Annotated in this window: 14 protein-coding genes; 8 read left to right on the top strand and 6 right to left on the bottom strand. The window is 55.9% G+C overall.

Annotated elements, in window-relative coordinates:
- Positions 1 to 46: 46 nt before the first annotated feature.
- The 4 genes from HS103_18940 to HS103_18925 all read left to right on the top strand — a co-directional run bounded on the left by HS103_18940 (position 47) and on the right by HS103_18925 (position 4,694).
- Entirely contained in the window at positions 47 to 1,897 is a 1,851-nt protein-coding gene (locus HS103_18940; protein ID MBE7514869.1) for a bifunctional homocysteine S-methyltransferase/methylenetetrahydrofolate reductase, read from the top strand.
- Positions 1,898 to 1,965: 68 nt separating this feature from the next.
- The gene (locus tag HS103_18935; protein MBE7514868.1) at positions 1,966 to 2,526 is read left to right on the top strand and encodes a hypothetical protein; all 561 of its coding nucleotides are present in this window, start codon (positions 1,966 to 1,968) and stop codon (positions 2,524 to 2,526) included.
- A 171-nt stretch (positions 2,527 to 2,697) separates the two neighbouring features.
- Entirely contained in the window at positions 2,698 to 3,708 is a 1,011-nt protein-coding gene (gene holA / locus HS103_18930; GenBank protein MBE7514867.1) for a DNA polymerase III subunit delta, read from the top strand.
- Between the two features lie 5 nt (positions 3,709 to 3,713).
- The gene (locus tag HS103_18925; protein ID MBE7514866.1) at positions 3,714 to 4,694 is read left to right on the top strand and encodes an alpha/beta hydrolase; all 981 of its coding nucleotides are present in this window, start codon (positions 3,714 to 3,716) and stop codon (positions 4,692 to 4,694) included.
- A 193-nt stretch (positions 4,695 to 4,887) separates the two neighbouring features.
- On the opposite strand, the gene HS103_18920 is transcribed toward HS103_18925, so the two are convergent.
- Together HS103_18920 and HS103_18915 are read right to left on the bottom strand one after the other, a co-directional pair.
- A complete protein-coding gene (locus HS103_18920; GenBank protein ID MBE7514865.1) occupies positions 4,888 to 5,895 on the bottom strand; it encodes a glycosyltransferase family 2 protein in 1,008 nt (335 codons plus the stop codon).
- Positions 5,892 to 6,416 carry a dTDP-4-dehydrorhamnose 3,5-epimerase family protein gene (locus tag HS103_18915; GenBank protein MBE7514864.1) on the bottom strand — a complete coding sequence of 175 codons (525 nt, stop codon included), beginning with the start codon at positions 6,414 to 6,416 and terminating at the stop codon, positions 5,892 to 5,894. The genes HS103_18920 and HS103_18915 overlap by 4 nt, the downstream gene beginning before the upstream one ends.
- Before the next feature lie 352 nt (positions 6,417 to 6,768).
- Here HS103_18915 and HS103_18910 point away from each other — a divergent pair, with 352 nt between their 5' ends.
- Positions 6,769 to 7,560 carry a hypothetical protein gene (locus tag HS103_18910; protein ID MBE7514863.1) on the top strand — a complete coding sequence of 264 codons (792 nt, stop codon included), beginning with the start codon at positions 6,769 to 6,771 and terminating at the stop codon, positions 7,558 to 7,560.
- Positions 7,561 to 7,595: 35 nt separating this feature from the next.
- On the opposite strand, the gene HS103_18905 is transcribed toward HS103_18910, so the two are convergent.
- The 4 genes from HS103_18905 to HS103_18890 all read right to left on the bottom strand — a co-directional run bounded on the left by HS103_18905 (position 7,596) and on the right by HS103_18890 (position 13,018).
- A complete protein-coding gene (locus HS103_18905) occupies positions 7,596 to 8,219 on the bottom strand; it encodes a TetR/AcrR family transcriptional regulator (GenBank protein MBE7514862.1) in 624 nt (207 codons plus the stop codon).
- Positions 8,206 to 10,542, bottom strand: a complete 2,337-nt coding sequence (locus HS103_18900; protein ID MBE7514861.1) for a GAF domain-containing protein — start codon at positions 10,540 to 10,542, stop codon at positions 8,206 to 8,208. Before HS103_18900 ends, HS103_18905 begins: the two co-directional genes overlap by 14 nt.
- 157 nt (positions 10,543 to 10,699) lie before the next feature.
- Positions 10,700 to 11,572, bottom strand: coding sequence for an ABC transporter ATP-binding protein (locus tag HS103_18895; GenBank protein ID MBE7514860.1), 873 nt, complete (start codon positions 11,570 to 11,572; stop codon positions 10,700 to 10,702).
- Positions 11,573 to 11,587: 15 nt separating this feature from the next.
- Positions 11,588 to 13,018, bottom strand: a complete 1,431-nt coding sequence (locus HS103_18890) for an aspartate kinase (protein ID MBE7514859.1) — start codon at positions 13,016 to 13,018, stop codon at positions 11,588 to 11,590.
- 201 nt (positions 13,019 to 13,219) lie between these two features.
- Between HS103_18890 and HS103_18885 the strand changes: the two genes are divergently transcribed.
- From HS103_18885 to HS103_18875, 3 genes are all read left to right on the top strand, one after another.
- The gene (locus tag HS103_18885) at positions 13,220 to 14,461 is read left to right on the top strand and encodes a WXG100 family type VII secretion target (GenBank protein ID MBE7514858.1); all 1,242 of its coding nucleotides are present in this window, start codon (positions 13,220 to 13,222) and stop codon (positions 14,459 to 14,461) included.
- Between the two features lie 89 nt (positions 14,462 to 14,550).
- Complete coding sequence (locus HS103_18880) at positions 14,551 to 15,006, top strand: DcrB-related protein (protein ID MBE7514857.1); 456 nt, start codon at positions 14,551 to 14,553, stop codon at positions 15,004 to 15,006.
- Positions 15,007 to 15,084: 78 nt separating this feature from the next.
- Entirely contained in the window at positions 15,085 to 16,230 is a 1,146-nt protein-coding gene (locus HS103_18875) for a beta-galactosidase (protein ID MBE7514856.1), read from the top strand.
- Positions 16,231 to 16,362 lie beyond the last annotated feature (132 nt).

Below are 16,362 nucleotides of genomic sequence, written 5' to 3'. Positions count from 1 at the left end.
TTTGATATCCTAAAATCGACAACCTATCCACAGGGATTGACTCACTATGATGTCCTTCCTCCAACGCTTGAACGAAGGTGTCCTGCTTGCCGATGGGGCAATGGGGACGATGCTTCATCACAGCGGCGTTCCTCTAAACGCCTGTTTAGATAAACTGAATCTCAACGATCCGGGGCGTATCCTTGCCGTTCATCATGCCTTCCTCGCGGCGGGGGCGGCGCTTATCGAGACAAATACATTTGGGGCAAACCGCTACAAACTTGCTGCCCATGATGCCAGTGCCGATCTCGTCGCTATCAATGTGGCTGGTGTGGCGCTGGCAAAACAAGCGATCCAAGAAGGGCATTATCAAGCCTATGTTGCCGCCTCAGTAGGTCCCTTGGGCGTCCGCCTTGCCCCTTATGGACGGGTGAGCGTTGACCAAGCAGGCGAGGCGTTCCGTGAACAGATCAGCGCCCTTACCACCGCCGGTGCCGATGTTATCCTTTTGGAGACCTTCACCGACCTCAACGAAATTGCTGTCGCTATCAGCAGCGCTCGTGCCATAAACCCCAATCTTCCCATCATTGCCTCAATGACCTTCACCCGCGATGGGTCAACCATCTATGGCGACTCGGCAGGCGATGTGGCGCGGGCGTTGGTAGCCACAGGTGCCGATGTGATTGGGGTGAATTGTTCCAGCGGACCCTCGCAATTGGCAAAGATCGCCCAAGTGATGCGTGCCGTAGAGCCAGACGCGCTGATCAGCGTGATGCCCAACGCGGGCTTCCCCGAACAGGTGGGTGGGCGGGTGGTTTACCCGGCAATGCCTGAATATTTTGGTGAGTATGCGCGGACGCTGAGCGACCTCGGTGTGGCAATTATCGGCGGCTGCTGTGGGACAACCCCTGATCATATCGCCGCCATGCGTGAAGGGATCAGCGCCCCCCGCCGCACTTCGGCTATCACCGTCCTTCCCACAGAATTTCCTGTTCCCAATGAACCGGAACGTGAGCCAACGGTGCTGGCGCAAAAATTGGCGGCGGGCAACTTTACGATCACCGTTGAAATGGCGCCTCCGCGCAGTTTTAACGCCAAAAAAGTGATCGCCTCCGCCAACATGCTCCATGAGGCGGGCGCCGATTGTGTCGATGTTTCGGATAGCCCAATGGCGCGGATGCGCATGAGTCCCTGGGCGGTTTGCCACCTCGTCCAAAATCACTTGGGGATGGAGACCATCCTTCACTTTCCCACGCGGGGACGTAACATCCTGCGAATTCAGGGCGATCTTTTGGCAGCACATGCCCTGAACGTGCGGAATATCTTCGTCGTCATGGGCGATCCCACCGCCATTGGCGATTACCCCGATGCCAACGATAAAAATGATATTGTGCCATCCGGCTTGATCAGCCTGATCAAGCACAGCCTGAACACTGGCACAGACAAAGCCGGAAATTCGATTGGTCAGCCCACCTCCTTTTTCGTAGGCTGTGCCTTGAACCTTTGCCCGGCAGATTTGGATAAAGAGATCGGATTGCTGGTCAAGAAGATCGAGGCAGGGGCAGATTTTGCTCTGACGCAGACCGTCTATGATCCCGCCCGCGTGGAGGGTTTCCTGAAGCGCTACGAAACGCTCTACGGGGCGTTGAAAATGCCTATACTTGCAGGCATCTTGCCGCTTTACGGAGCAAAACACGCCTCCTTCTTGCATAATGAAGTCCCCGGTGTAGAAATTCCCGAAGCGATTCGAGAGCGGATCACCGCCGCCGGAGAGGTGAACCCAACCGTAGGTATCCAGATTGCCACCGAGATTTTGAGTGATTTACAAGGGATGGTACAGGGCGCATATCTGATTCCCCCCTTCGGGAAATATGATATTGCCGCCGAGATTATCGAGCGGGTCATGGCGCGGGTGTGAGGTAGCGCGGAACGATCACTTGTGCTACCTTTGGGAATATCACATAGGGGTTAGGGAGGGTTTCCCGCGTGCCGTCACTTGTCGCCCGTCTTGCCGAGAACATTCGCCCACTGCTAGAGCAGCCATACATCCGGCGCACTCGCCGCAATCATGGATTGGAACATGCCACTGTCCATATGCTCAGCGCGAAGATTCAGGGACTTTCCGCCGCCGGACGCAGTGATGGGGGGGGCTTTTGGCTGATTGGCGATATTCCTACCGAGCAAGTAGAGGCTGCGGCACGAGAAGCCCTTCGCCGGATGCGAAATGGGGAACATTCGCTGGCTGTTCACCCTAACTGTGGGACATCGCTGCTCACCACTGGAACGCTGGTCAGTCTGGCGGCATGGGTCAGCAGTTTTGGGGTGAAGCGCGGGATGGTACAGTACCTTTCGCGTCTGCCAACAGTTGTTTTGCTGGCAGTTGTGGCGATCATTTTTTCCCGTCCGTTGGGGTTGCAACTCCAAGAACATCTGACGACATTGGGCGATCCCGGCGAGATGCAGATCACCGGAATCACCCGCCGCGAGTCACGCGGGTTACGTGGGGGAACGATGATTATCCACCGCGTGACAACCACCGCTGGTTAGGGCCACCCTACAGCATGGTTCAAGGAGATTGACCCCCTTAATGGTTGACAGCCCCCCTTAACACTATATACTTACCAATGGGCTAGGCGGTGGTGATCAAGGGGTAAACGAACGACGCCCGCCCTTCTTGTAAGAAGGCTGGTTGTAGCCCAACCAGTGAGGGTACTGCAAATGACCGCAAAAAACACTGCCCCGCCCCTGTTCTATGTGCTGCATGGCGAGGATGAATTCACCCTCCGGCGGGAAGTTCGCGCCATGCGGGAGAAAATGAATGATCCCGGGATGCTGAACACTGCCTTTCTGGACGGCAAAACATCATCCTTTGGGGCGGCGGTAGCGGCGGCACGGGTAATGCCGTTCCTCGCTGAGCGCCGCTTGGTAATCCTCGAAGGTTTATACAGCGGCGCCAGCAGCAGGCGTTCCTCCAGCAAGGCGGCGAAGGCAGATTACGAAGCGATGGTGAGGGGTGTGCAAGCACTCCCCGAAACTGCACGCTTGGTCTTTCTTGAAACAAAAGCACTAGACGACACACATCCCCTCCTTAAATTGGCAAATCAGCCTACTTTGCGCGGTTTGGCAAAAACATTTCCCATCCCTGCTCTGGCAGACCTCCCCCGTTGGATCTCCAAACGGATTGAGGCAGAAGGTGGGAACATTGAGCCAAAGGCGGCATTGGCATTAGGGAGCGCCTTTGTTGGGGTGGAACACCTCTCCCTTTACGCCGTCGAGAGCGAATGTGCCAAGCTGATTGATTATGCGCGGGGACGGCTGATTACCGAAAAGGACGTGGCGGCGCTGACCGTCTATGTGGCTGAGGCGAACATCTTCAGCATTGTCGATGCCATTGGGCGCGGCGATGGGCAACGCGCCACTGCGTTGATTGAGCGTATTTTGAGCGACCCGAAACAAGAACCACTCCAACTCTTTGGGATGATCATTCGGCAGTTTCGCATCTTGATTCAAGTTCGGGAAAAAATCGACACAGGGGGGAATGTGAGCGACCTTCCTGAAGCAAAATATCCGAAAATCGCACAGTCCTTTCGAGAGCAAGCACGTCGCTTTGAACTGCCCCAATTGGAAGGGATTTACCGCAATTTGTTGGATACCGACTACGCAATCAAAACCGGACGGGTGGAAGGGCGTTTGGCGCTTGATCTCTTTGTGGCTGGACTAACAGGCTAATCCAGATGTCGCGCTTTTCCAAAACCGCTCTAAAAGTCGTCCTGGGTGGTGGGATCGTGGGGCTGCTCAGCGGGATCGCCTACAGCGCTCTGGCGATTAATCATAACCATGATCTCCCGCCTGCGTTGGATGGCGAACGGCGAACCTTTGCTGTTCCGGGCGCTGGTATGCAAAGCTATTATGTCTCGCGGGCGGGTGTGGGGCGCCCGCTCATCCTGATCCACAGCATCAATACGGCTGCCTCTGCCTACGAAATGCGCCCGCTCTTTGATTACTATCGGGGTAAACGCCCGATCTATGCCCTTGATCTGCCCGGTTTCGGGTTTAGTGATCGGGCAGATCGCCCCTACACACCCGATCTCTATACCCATGTGATCGCCCTTTTCTTGCAAACACAACTCCGTGAAAAACAACCCGCCGATCTGATCGCCCTTTCGTTGGGGGCAGAGTTCGTCGCACGGGCGGCGCAGATCAACCCGGCGCGGGTTCATTCGCTAGGGCTGATCTCCCCAACGGGATTTTCAGGGCGCGGCGGGGCAAGCCAAAACAGTGTGCCGTTTGGCAATACCCTTCATCGGGTGCTGTCGTTTCCCGTGTGGGGACAGGCGCTCTACGATCTGCTCGTCTCAGAGCGCAGCATCCGCTATTTTTTAGGGCAGTCCTTTGAAGGGGCGGCAGACGAGGGGCTTATTCGCTATGCGCTTGCCAGTGGACACCGTCCAGGCGCACGTCACGCCCCATTACATTTCATCAGCGGACAGCTTTTCACACCCAATATTCGGGAAACCATCTATGAGGCATTGACCTTGCCTGTCTTGACTCTCTATGATGTAGACCCCAATATCGGCTTTGCCATGCTCCCCACGACATTGGAACGCTGCCCCAATTGGCGGGCTGTACGCATCGTCCCGACACGAGGCTTACCCCATTGGGAAAAACTACCGGAGACTGTTGCCGCGCTGGAGACGTTTTGGGCGTCGCTGTGACCTGCCCCTGAGCCAGCATATACCACGCCGGGGAAGTCCAGTTGAGATAGCTGTTGAGGTTGGTGCCCACGCACAAGAAGGGGAAGACAAACGGGCATGGCTTTTGTTGGTGGTCTATAACACTCCACCCCTAGTCTAAGGTTCGTAGGGGTGGAGCGTTCATCGATTTTAGGCAAGCCTTCATCAATTGGTTTCACGTCTCAGCAAAAAATCTCCCTACGCGGGTAAGCCCTGCCGCCACCCGACTCCGAATAGCGTTGGGAATCAGCTTGCGAATCCGCCGCGCCACCCTCCGCACACGGCGCGGCTTTGCCGGGGGGACATAAGGCGGCGCTGGCTCTAGCCCACGCAGGTAACGCATGTAGGCGATTCCCCATCCGGGTGGAGCATTCTCTGGACGGGGAGGCAGCGCCCGAATCGGCAGCCGATCCCGAACATGGGCATCAACAGCGAGGATCAATTCCCGATACCAAAAATCCGGTTGGTTCTCAAGACGGGCAAGAAAATCAGCTTGCTCGTGGCTCGGTTTTTCGATGTACGAATTACGCCGCTCCGCAGAGTTGAACTTGATTACCGTGATCTCTGGCACGGGTAGGTGAGATTCCTCCTCCCCCATGACGCGCTCTATAAAATCGAAGGTGACGCGCTTTGGTGTCGCCCGCCAATTGCCCCATCCCCCAATCGTCCGTCCTCGTTCGGTGCGGTGCATAATCGTCGGAATCATGATCGAACGGTTTGTTTTTGTCAGACGCCCCGTGTTTGGCATCCCCAAAACGCGCCGAATCCTATCCTCAGGGTTATCCTCCGCAGGGCTAACTTGAAGGCAATAGGTATAGGCAAGGTGAGCAGGAGTCGTCTCCAATGCGGCAACCAAAACCTCTAAGTGCTTCGGCGTCCACAAATCATCTTGATGCATGTAGGCGGTGTATTCCCCCCGCGCCATGAACAGTCCGACTTGGTTTCCGCCCGCTTGGTTGCCTATATTTTCAGGAAGGTTATGCCAAATCAGACGTGGATCGTTGAACGAGGCAACCACCGCCTCGCTATCATCCGTGCAGTGATCGCCAATGACGAGTGCCTCGAAATCAGTAAATGTCTGCCAAAGGACAGTGCGCAACGCCAAACGCAAAACGCTCGACCAATTGTAAGCGGCAACAATCACGCTGACGCGAGGGGGTTTTCCTTGAGTTCCAGCGCTCAATGCCCGCTCTCCGGCTTGAAGGTGTAAGGGATCAAATCGTTTTCTAAGGGGAGGGTGTATTTATCAGGATCGTCATGATGGTAGGGTTCGCTTGGTAAGTTGATCATGACAACATCTGTTGTTCCTACGTTTTGCACGGCATGATAAATGTGCGGCGGCACAAGGACAAGGCTGCGGTTGAACTCGCTGAAATAGAGTTCGTTGATCAACTTGTAGGTAGGCGATTCGGGGCGGTCATCAAACAAAACGAGTTTTGCCGTCCCTCCCCAAAAAAAGTAGCGATCCACTTGATCATGATGGACTGCCCATCCCTTTGCCTTGCCGGGACGGACGGTGACTGTGTAGAGAAATACCAGCGGGATCGAATCAAATCTCCAATACGGGCTGTAGAGTTCTGTCAATGTGCCGCGTTCGTCTTGTTGTGTCACTTGAGAGTGAATCTTTACGCCGTCAATCAAAGTGGCAACCCGCGTACCATCCTGACGGACGGTCTGAGGCGCTTTCTTAGGAGTTACAGTCATGCGCAATGATCCCTTTCCCTTATGCTTGTATTCGTTGTGCTGAGATCGAATGTCTTGAGTATTTATTATAACCGCTTGAAAAATGGTTTTGGTATTTAACCAATGGTCCCAACTCCACTAGAGCGCCGCAACCCTCATCCCCCTAACCCCCTTCTCCCACTGGGAGAAGGGGGAATCCATTTTTTGAGGGGTCCCCCTCAAATTTCCGCTTTGGATGAATACAGGGCAAACACGTTCAACTGCGTAAGTCCTAACAAGATATTTTTGACAAATTCGTTCGCATTCGCACAAAAGGGCGTATAATTTACATTAGGTTAGATTTTCGTTATCGTAGCCCCATTGATATCTTAGTATGGATACACAGACAAACGACCAGCGTCCATTACGTGCTTTTAGCAATTGGATGCGAGGGGTATTTTTGCGCGTTGGGCATCATGAAACGGCGCTGCCTCAACACCCAACAGCAGCGGAGCGCCCTTACCTTATCCGCAAGCGCCGCCTTCCCAACACGCTAACGAACGCCGACTGGGAACGCGCCCTAACCTATTGGGATCACCGCTGTGCCGTTTGTGAGCGCCCACGCGGGTTATGGCATACATTGGCCCAAGATCACTGGATTCCTCTGACGGATGCGAACTGCCCCGGCACAACGGCAGAAAACATCCTCCCTTTATGTCATGGTGAAGGTGGCTGCAACAACAGCAAAGGTAAGAAAGACCCGTTGGAGTGGTTGCGAGCAAAATTAGGGACGCGACGGGCAAAGCAAAAACTATACGACATTAAGGTCTATTTGGGATGGGCGCATGAGCATGCCAGCCGCCGTTTGGGATGCCCTAAATGCGGCGCATCGGTGACTTACCACGAGGATGATGATCTCTGGCTATGCGGCGGGTGTGGGGTAGGGTGGGGCGATGCCTTTGCCCACACAATGAGCCGCTGCCCCACCTGCCATTGTTGGATGCTTTCCGAAGAATTGGGCGGGGAAACGCTCAGCCATTGCCCACGCTGTGAGCGGCTCTGGCGAGAAGCAGACTTGCCACTAGAGCGCTGTCCGGGCTGCCACAAAGGGGTTTTAGAATGGGTCACCGATGAGGGTGGCTATTGGTTTTGTGCAGTTTGTGGGACGGAGTGGGAAAACAGTTAACCTCATACCACAGTCGCGTTCTCATCGTCAGAGGTTTAGACTGCCTCAATATCCGCCGGAATCGTTACCCCATGCCGCAGCAGCACTGTTCGCAAATAGCCCAAAAGCGCCGCTGTAATCTCCCCCACAAGAGAGGGTAGTGGTGGCGCGGCGGGGTGTGGGTCACTCCTTAAGGTCAGCATCCCGCGCACTAAGGAAACGGCGACCAGTGCGGTTGGAAGTGCAATTTCTTCCGAGAGAGCCGGAAACCGCGTCCGAAACAGATCACAGATTTGGTTGACAATTTCGGCGTTGATCTGCTCTGCCGTAGGACCAGTGATGAACAGGGCTTTGAATCCGGCATGTTCGGTATCAAACGCAAGCAGACGGGTGATGATGGTTTGAATTACCTCTCGAAAGGGGCGATCCGCCATACCCTCAGCGCTTAACAATCCGCGAAGTTGGAAGGCATAACGTTCAATCAACGCTGCCCAGATCGCTTCCTTGTTAGGGAAAAACTGATAGAGCGAGCCAATGGACATCCCCGCCCGCGCTGCGATCTGGTTGGTGGTTGCCTCTGCCAAGCCCACCTCGCCAAAGACTGCTGCCGCCGTTGTCAAGAGGTGATCGACGCGCTGTTGGCTGCGGGCTTGTTTGGGCGTTCGCCTAGCGTTTCCCAACGGGCATCATTCCCGGCTTCATGGGGGAGGTGGGACGCACCCCGCCACCCTCTAAGCCTTTCACCCGTTTAGCATTTTCCGGCGGGTTGACGGGGAGCATAATGTAGAAGGTGGTGCCAGGGTATTTTTCAGGATCGTGTCCGGGGCTTTCCACCCAGATTTTCCCACCGTGACCTTCAATCATCCCCCGTGCAATGGTCAAGCCCAAGCCCGGACCAGCGCCCATGAATTTTGTTGTCCCCGTAGAATGTAAGCCCGGATCGGCAATGCGGAAAAACTTCTCAAAGATCAGGTCTTGGAACTTCGGTTCAATGCCAATCCCTGTATCGCGGATGGCAATGACGATTTCTTCCTCGTTATTTCGTTCGTTTGTTTGCGTCTTTGCCGTAATATCGATTCGTCCCCCATCGGGCGTGTATTTGATCGCGTTCAGCACAATATTGCGGAACGCCTGCACCAACCGCTGCATATCTGCCTGAATGGGCGGAAGCGCCTTCAGCCCCTTTGCCGTCAGTTGGAGTTTCCGTTGGTTCACCGAATCTGCCAGCGGCTCAATAGCAAGACGCATGACGTTATCCACTGTGGTTGGCGAAAAGCGCAAATCCATCGCCTCTAAGCCAAGCTGACTCACATCGAGCATATCGGCGATCAACTGCTCAAGGCGATCTGTCGCCTTGCGAAGGTTGTTCGTCAGACCGGCGGTTTGGTCGGGGTCAAGATGACGCTGCTCATTGAGCGCCTCTAAAATATCGGTGTATCCGCGCATCTGCGCCAATGGTGTGCGCAGTTCGTGGCTGGCAATGGTGATGAAGTCCGTCTTCACCTTGTCCAACTGCTCGAGGCGTTCTTTCGTGCGGATGATGTCGATATTCAGTTCCTGCGTCTCGTCACGCGCCTTGCGGAGATCGTTCACCAAGCGGGCGTTGCGCAGCGCCGCCCCCGTTTGGGCGGCAATCGTCGCCAAGAGTTCGAGGTCTTGCGGGGAATACGAGTCATCGTTCGTCTTGCCGCCCGCCGCCAGAATACCAATCACCTGCCCCTGCCCAACAATGGGCGCAAAGGCGCTCATCCGAAGCTGCTTAAAAAAGGAGAGCAGTTCGGGCGGCATGGTGGCGTAATCGCTCCCATACTCAAGATCATACTGCCGCAGCGGGATGCGACGTTCAAAAAATGCCATATACAGGGGACTATCTTTGCCGATCCACCCTCGGACTTCGGGCATATCAGCGTTGGGGCTTTCCATCGGCTCAAGGCGGATTGTGTTGTTATCGTCACGGGTGGCAAGCAGCAGCCCCCCGCGCCTTGCCCCCAACGAACCGCGCACCATGTCAATTGCCTGATCAGAGACCTTTGGAAGTTCAACCTCGCCAGCGATATTTTGGCTGTAAATGCGCACCGCCGAGGTAGGGTCTTCACGGGAAGCGCCGAAAATCCGATCCATAATACCGTTGATCAGGCTGCGCAAAGGCAAATAGGCGAGAGCCGCCGCCAACGCCAGCCCCACCAGTGCCAAAAGACGGTTGGGAATGGCGGGGTCAAGGGCTTGGGCAAGCAGCAGCGTGATAAAAACAGCCGCCGCCGAAAGTCCCGTCGTCAGCGCCGCTGTGATGCTGACGCGGATCACCCGCCGAACGTCAAAGACGCCGTGTAAGAGCGCCCCATAAAACGCCCCGATCAGGCCAATGAAACTGACCAACCAACCAATTTCGCGGAGGAATTGGCTGCCGCTGATGCCTAGCAGTTCGCCCATGATGACCATTGGGGCGACAGTTAGCCAATAGAGCGCTCGGTTGGAGATTTCCGGTAGGCGGGCGGTGGCAAAGGTATAAAACGCCCCGGCGAGGATGATTAAGCCTAAAATGAGCCAGCCACCAAGAACGACCAACCCCAAGGGGTTGGGTGGGGTGAATACTTTTCCCAACCACCCCGTCGCGCCAATCAGGACGAACTTGCCGGGGGTTTGCAGGGCTGCGCCAAAGATAGCGACGACCCAGACCACGCCGGTGATCCCGGGCACCAGCGCCCCCCGCAGCCCATAATAGCGGATGGAAAGGGCGGCAAAGGCGGCAATTTGGGCGCTGGCAAGCGCCACATAAAGGGCGGGTTGGGTCAAGCCGCCGAGGAAAAAGCTGGCATACTGCCCCAAATGGGCATCGGGGGGCAGGATGTTGATCATTTTTGCCAGCAGCGCCGAAACAAGGACGACCATCAGCCATGGAAAGAGTGCCTTCAGTCGTCCCCGGCTGCGGATTCCGGCGATGATCAGGGTGACAATGCCAATACATAAGCCACCCACAAACACATAGGTAAAGGCGAGTTCCATGCGGGTTTGTCCTCTGCGAACACGCTAAGCCAAACCCGAATTGTACCGTTATTTTGCGTAGAAAGGGATAGGTGGCGAGGGGTTTTTACTGAGGTAAACTACATTTCGTTCAGATCGCCACTTTGAGGATGCGATTACAGATGCTATCTTCCCTGCGCTAAAGTGGCTCGCTGCGGTTTCGCCCTTTGAGCGCCTTCGTCGTCTTTGCAGTTTGGGCAGCGGCAATCTCATCATCGACCTCGTGCGCCTCGCGGAGGTATTCGCGGACTTCGATCACCTTTTGGAAAAAGGCATCTGTTTCGCGGGTGTCAAAGGTGCGCGGGTAGGGCAGCGGCACATCAACCACCTGCGTGATCCGCCCCGGACGGGGGGACATGACCACAACGCGGGTGGAGAGAAAGACCGCTTCGGGAATGCTGTGCGTCACGAAGATAATCGTCTTTTTCGTCTGCTCCCAAAGGCGCAAAAGTTCCAGATTCATCCGTTCGCGGGTGAATTCATCCAGCGCCCCGAACGGCTCATCCATGAGCATGATCGCCGGATCAAAGACCAGCGCCCGCGCAATGGAGACGCGCTGCTGCATACCCCCCGAAAGTTGCCAGGGGAAATGGTTGCCAAACCCACCCAATTCAACGAGATCAAGCATTGTCTGCGCACGGGCTGCACGTTCTTTCGACGGGTAACCCATGATCTCTAAAGGAAGCTGAACATTCTTGGCAACAGTGCGCCAATCGTAGAGCGTGGCATTCTGAAAGACGATCCCGTAATCTCGATCTCTGCGGGCGGCGTCGGGCGTCTTGCCATTCACCAGCAGTTCCCCACTGGTTGGTGTGATCAGATCGGCAATCAGGCGCAGCAAGGTTGACTTTCCGCAGCCAGAGGGACCAATGAGCGAGACGAATTCGCCCGGTTTCACGGTGAGGTTGACATTTTCGAGGGCGATCACCTCGTTGGTTCCGCCCGGGTTGAAGATTTTGTTCACCCCTTGAGCGCTGATGGTAACCATAAGTGGAGAAGAGTCGGTAGTCATAGCCTGTTTCCCGCGTTATATCAGCGAAATTAATTCATGCAGAGCGCGGACGGCTTCCGTTGCTTCCTCGGTGCGCAAGACAAGGGAAATACTGTACTCCGATGATCCTTGCGCAATGACCAAAATATTGATCCCTCGCGTTGCTAGGGCGCTGCACACCCGCGAGGCAACGCCGGGCGTTCCGCGCATCCCCGCGCCAACAGTGGTGACGATCACCACATCTTCACGCGCCCACACGCTGTCAACATCCCCACGTTCCAGTTCATGGCGCAGTTCCTTCTTGATCGCGTCCAACACAATCGCCGTTTTCGCTTGGGGGACGATGAAGCAGAAACTCTGCTCGGAGGATGACTGCGAAATGAGCAGCACGCTGACGCCCACCCGCGCCACCGCCATGAAGGTTCGTCCGGCAATGCCCGGCACGCCGACCATCCCCCGCCCCTCCACAGAGATCAGGCTGACATCGCGGATCACCGTAACCGCTTTAACCGCCCCCTGGGTAATTTCAGATTGCGGCTGGATGAGCGTCCCTAAATGGCTTGGGTTGAAGGTGTTCCGCACACGCACCGGCGCTCCCTTATCAATGACGGGCTGCACGGTCTTGGGATGAAGGACTTTCGCCCCAAAATAGGCAAGCTCGCCCACTTCTCCATAGCTGAGGATGGGAATGACCTTCGCCGTGGGGACAAGACGCGGGTCGGTGGTCATGATCCCGTCTACATCGGTATAAATCCAGAGGTAATCGGTGTTCACACAGGCACCGAGGATCGCCGCGCTGTAATCACTGGCGCCACGTCCCAATGTCGTGATGATTCCCTCGCGGGTTGCCCCGATATAACCAGTGAGGATGGGGAGTTTCCCCTCATGCAGGTAAGGCAGCAGGAGTTCCGTCACCCGCGCTTGGGTTTCTTCCATCAGCGGGGCAGCGTCCTGAAAGTTATCATCGGTGACGATAATATCGCTGGCATCAATGGCAAGCCCGGGTTGCCCTAGATCGCGTAGATGGGCGGCGAGAAGGCGGGCGCTCAGCCGCTCCCCAAAGGACATGATCAAATCCGTCCCACGCGGCGTGATTTCCTTCAAGACGGCGATGCTGTGACAAAGCGCATTCAGGCTGTCTAATAAAGCATCAAGGTCGTCTACCAGCGCTTTACGGAGCGCCTCATCGCTGACGAGTTGCTCGGCGGTCTCTGTATGACGGCGGCGCAGGTCGTCAATGATGCGGGCGTGTTCCTCATCGTCCCCAATAGCGCTTGTTCGTGCGGCTGTTTTCAGTTTATCAGTAACCCCGCTCATCGCTGAAACAACGGTGAGAATGCGATGTCCTTGCATACGATGATCGAGGATGATGCGGGCGGCTTGGGCTATGGCGTCATGGTTGCCCATGGAGGTGCCGCCGAACTTCATCGTGATCAGGCGGGGGGTGACGTGTTCAGCGCTGCTCATGGATCGTGCGTGTATCCTTCAGTGCTTGTGCGGTTTTCTCGGAGAAAGCTGAAGGGAAGTGTAGCGATTTTTACGTCTTCTGCACAGGTCTTTATGAATATTGCTCTTTCTGTCGGGAACACCTCCATGCCATAATCGCGTCCATTCTTACGGACACCAACCGATTTCAAACGAATCACGGTCAGAGAGGATAGCGTTCTTATGGCGGCTAAAATACAGGCTGATTATGATGGACTAGCGCAGATTGCCCAAGCGTTTATCCAAGAAGCCGGGCAAACCGAGCAGCTTATCTCAGCTATTCAGCGTATCAGCGAATCGCTGAGCGGGGGCGGCTGGATAGGCGAGGCTGCCGATAACTTCACACGGGAGATGGCAGACTTTGTGTTTCCCCGCATGAAGAAACTGAAGGGCGTCTTGCACGATGCGGGCGGGGCGACGAAGAAGATCAGCGACGCCTTACGCGCTGCGGAGGAGGAATCCGGCGCTCTATTTGGCGGCGGGGGCGGGGCGGGTGGCGCGGGCGGGGTTGGTAGCGGCGCAGCGGGTGGCGCGGGTGGTTTTGGTGGTGGCAGTGGTGGGTTCGCTGGTGGGGCGTCGGGTGGCGCGGGTGGGGTTGGCGGTGCTGTTGGACAAGCGGGTAAGGCAGCGGTAGCCGCAGCCGCTGGCGCAGGCAGTAAGCCCAAGCCAGAGACTCTGAAATACAAGGCCTATGAATGGAAACTCCCCGCCACTGTCAAAGACAAAGACGGCAACGTGATCAAGACGAACTCAAAGGAACTGTTCAGTAAAAAGTTCGGTGATGAATTCACGAAAAACCCTAGCAAGTTCAGCGGCGGAATCAAATTTGCCGGAGATGATTTAGGGAAGGTGGGCGGCGGTCTTGTTCACAACAAAGAGATCGCGCCGGGAGTGAAAGCTTCCGTACTTTCCGCAGAGGCAAGCGCCAAGTGGGGCATTGAGCAAAACGGGGCGGGCGTTAAGGCGGGCATTAGCGGTGAAGCGGGCGCTTACCTCGGCAAGGTTAGTTATACTGGCAAACTTGCTGGCGCAGATGTGGCAGCCTCTGCCTACGTTGGGGCAAACGTGAAAGGCGAAGTCGGTGCGGTGTTCAACGCGAATCAGGCGTATGTCCAAGCCGGCGGCTCGGCATTCATCGGTGGTAAGGCGGAAGGCAGTGTCAAGTATGGCACGGACATCGGCGGCGTCCCCGTTGGGGCGGCGCTTGGCGGTGATGTCCGCTATGGCTTGAGCGCCGAAGCCGATGTGAAAGCTGGCTATGACAATGGAAAACTGAAATTCGGCGGGAAGATTGGCGCGTCGTTGGGCGTTGGGGCGGGGGTGAATTTCAATGTTGAGATTGACGCTCGCAAAGCCGTGAACGAAGTCATTGGCGTTGGCAAGAGCGCCGCCAGTACGATTAAAGGCTGGTGGGATGCGCTCTAACGTAGCACCTTAGACATAGATAACACGCCCAATGGGGCGTGCCGATAAACCCTAGAACAATCAAACAAAGAACAAAGGAGATCATTCTCGTGGCAACACGTACCTACATGGAATTTCAAGGACCGCTCTTTACGCTGAAGACTCCCTCAGACTGGTTCATCACCGCCTCGCCTGAAATTCAGGCGATGTTTATTGAGCCAAGTCATGGGCAGCGCCTTCGCGCCAATGTAATCATCACCTTGCGCCCCGTCCAACCGGATGTGACCGCTGAGGTCGTCATGAAAAACGCCCAAGAAACCGAAAACGCCGAATATCCAGGCTTCACCTTGCTTGCCGAGGATGATGTGCAAGCGGGCGTGGGGACGGGCAAATACCATATGTATTCGTGGCTGAACCCTGATGGTAACGTTCCGGTGTTGCAGACACAGGCATTCTTCGTTATCAATCAAGTTCTGATAACGATGACGGCAACCTGTGACCTTGATGTGCAAGAGGACGTTGCGCCGGTGTTCAACGAAATGTTCAGTTCATTCAAAATCGGCTAAATTCCCCTGCCCCTTCGCCCTTTGTCACAGAAGGAAAAGGGGCAGCGAAAGAAGGTATCGATTGATGAGTCCCCACCGATGAACCCTGCATCGCGTGCTTATCGTGCCGGGCTTGCCTTTCAGGGGACTTTTCTTGCCCGTTGGGGACTCTGGCTGCGGGCTGCCGTTGCCGCGCTCTTGATCGTCCAAATTCGCCCTCCTCCGGCGCGGCTGCTGCCCACCCCGCCGCAAACGGTTCAAACGGCACACCCAATCACCTGTGTCCACACGCGGCTTGACGGCGAAGTGACCGATCTTGCCATTGCCCAAACGCTGCGCATGGTACGCGAGATGGGCGCGTCAACCATCGTCAACCTATTCTTGTGGGCATACCTTGAACCTGCCGAGGGCTACTACGATTGGTCACACAGTGATCGGATCATCGCGGCGGCAAGGCACGAAGGGCTGACGGTTATCGCCCGTTTGGGGTTTGTTCCGGCGTGGGCGCGTCCGAAAGAAAAAGCCGATCCCAGTTTTCTGAACTGGCTGACCCCTGCTTACTTTGAGCGCTATGCCCGTTTTGTGGCGGCATTTGCCAAACGCTATGCGGGGCAAGTCACCCACATCATCCCCTGGAATGAACCGAATCTTGCCTTTGAGTGGGGGTATCGATCCGTCACCCCCGCCGAATATGTCGATCTGCTGCGGGCGGTCTACAGGGCGGCTCATGCGGCAAATCCATCGGTGATCATCCTCGGCGGGGCGCTTGCCCCAACGGTAGAGCGCAGCGCGAATGCCCTTGATGACCGACTGTTTCTGGAAGGGCTGTATGCGGCGGGCGGCGGGGCTTATTTTGACGCCCTAGCGATCCACACCTATGGGTTTACGCGCCCCGCCCTTGACCCGCCCGCCGCAGATCGCCTTAATTACCGCCGCTACGAACTGCTTCTAGAGGTCATGGCGGCGAATGGGGATGGCGAAAAGCCTATCTACATCACCGAAAGCAGTTGGAACGACCACCCTCGCTGGATTCACGCCGTCCCGCCCGCCATGCGGATCACCTCGACGCTGGATGCGCTGCGCTACACCGAAACAGCCCATCCCACTATCCGCAACCTCTGTTTTTGGTATTTTCGTTCGCCCATCCTTCATCGCACCTACCAAGACTATTTTGCCTTTGTCACCGTCGATTTTCGCCCTCGCCCGATTTATGACGAAGTGCAGCGGTGGGCGCGAGGATGGTAGGGGTGATAAGGTGAGCGCATTGCCGCCATGCCTTTCGGCGGAGATGCTTGCCTTTCTTCGCCGTTTCGGGCTATATTCACCCTATATTCATATGGATATTCTCCAAGCTAGTCTATTCTCCAAACGAGGCTA

Source organism: Anaerolineales bacterium, assembly GCA_015075625.1.
In the GTDB taxonomy this organism is placed as follows: domain Bacteria; phylum Chloroflexota; class Anaerolineae; order Aggregatilineales; family UBA2796; genus UBA2796.
This window is presented reverse-complemented; position numbering and strand designations above follow the sequence as displayed.